Raw genomic sequence first — 1,073 nt, forward strand, 5'->3', positions numbered from 1 at the left:
AGCAGATTCAACCAATAAGTGCAACAAAATGAGAGGTTGACTGGCACACCAAAAACAGATTTCTTGAAGTTGCGAAACAAAAGGAAATTGAATGAAGTATTGCCAGTTAACCCCAAATGAACGATTTGCTATCTATTTATTTCTGCAACAAAATTATAGTCTGACAGAAATTGCAAAATCACTAAATCGACATAAATCCACGATCAGCAGAGAAGTTAAACGCAATACAGGTGGCAGAGGATACCGTTATAAACAAGCAGATCAATGGGCTGAAAGTCGTAGAATTAATTCAAAAAAGCATATAAAGTTTATACCTGAAGTGAAAGCGTTAGTAGTAAACTATCTAAAGGAAGATTGGAGTCCTGAACAAATTTCTGCGTACCTACACGAAAGAAAAAGTCACAGTATCAGTCATGAAACCATTTATAAATTTATAAAACATGATCGAATGTTTGGTGGAACACTATATAAACACCTTCGCCAATCGAATCGGCGCCGAAGGAAAAAGTATGGAAGTGGAACGAATGCAAAAGGTACAATAAAAAATAGGGTTTTTATCAAAGACAGACCAAAGTCTGTTGAAAAAAGAAATAGAATCGGTCATTGGGAAGGAGATACGATTGTAGGAAAGAATCATAAAGGTTCTATCGTGACTTTAGTAGAAAGAAAAAGTTTGTATGTAAAATTAGTTTTGTGTAAGGACAGAACTTCGCAAATTGTAACCAAAGGAATCAACAAAATCCTTAAAAATGTTTCTGACAAAGTAACAACCATTACAGTAGACAACGGCAAGGAATTTTCCTCACATCAAGATATATCAAAAACATTGGATGCTAAAGTATTTTTTGCAGATCCATATTCTTTTTGGCAACGAGGCATCAATGAATCAATTAACGGATTGGTAAGACAATATTTTCCTAAGGGATCCGACTTCTCTAAAATTACACAGAAAGATGTTGAAAAGGTAGAGAGAAAATTAAACAGTAGACCTAGAAAAACTCTAGGTTTCAAAACTCCAAACGAAATCTTTTGGTGTGCCTCCTAAAAAGTTGCACTTATTGGTTGAATCTGCT

General features: G+C 34.6%; 1 protein-coding gene. It reads left to right on the forward strand.

What is annotated here, in order from left to right; genetic code table 11:
- Window positions 1–91: 91 nt before the first annotated feature.
- The gene (locus tag ND811_RS19330) at window positions 92–1,045 is read left to right on the forward strand and encodes an IS30 family transposase (RefSeq protein WP_265353624.1); all 954 of its coding nucleotides are present in this window, start codon (window positions 92–94) and stop codon (window positions 1,043–1,045) included.
- Window positions 1,046–1,073: the final 28 nt, after the last annotated feature.

This window comes from Leptospira soteropolitanensis, from assembly GCF_026151655.1.
In the GTDB taxonomy this organism is placed as follows: Bacteria; Spirochaetota; Leptospiria; order Leptospirales; family Leptospiraceae; genus Leptospira_A; species Leptospira_A soteropolitanensis.

Coding starts and splice junctions, on each gene's coding strand:
- ND811_RS19330 (WP_265353624.1), top strand. CDS start 92: ATGAAGTATTGCCAGTTAACCCCAAATGAACGATTTGCTATCTATTTA.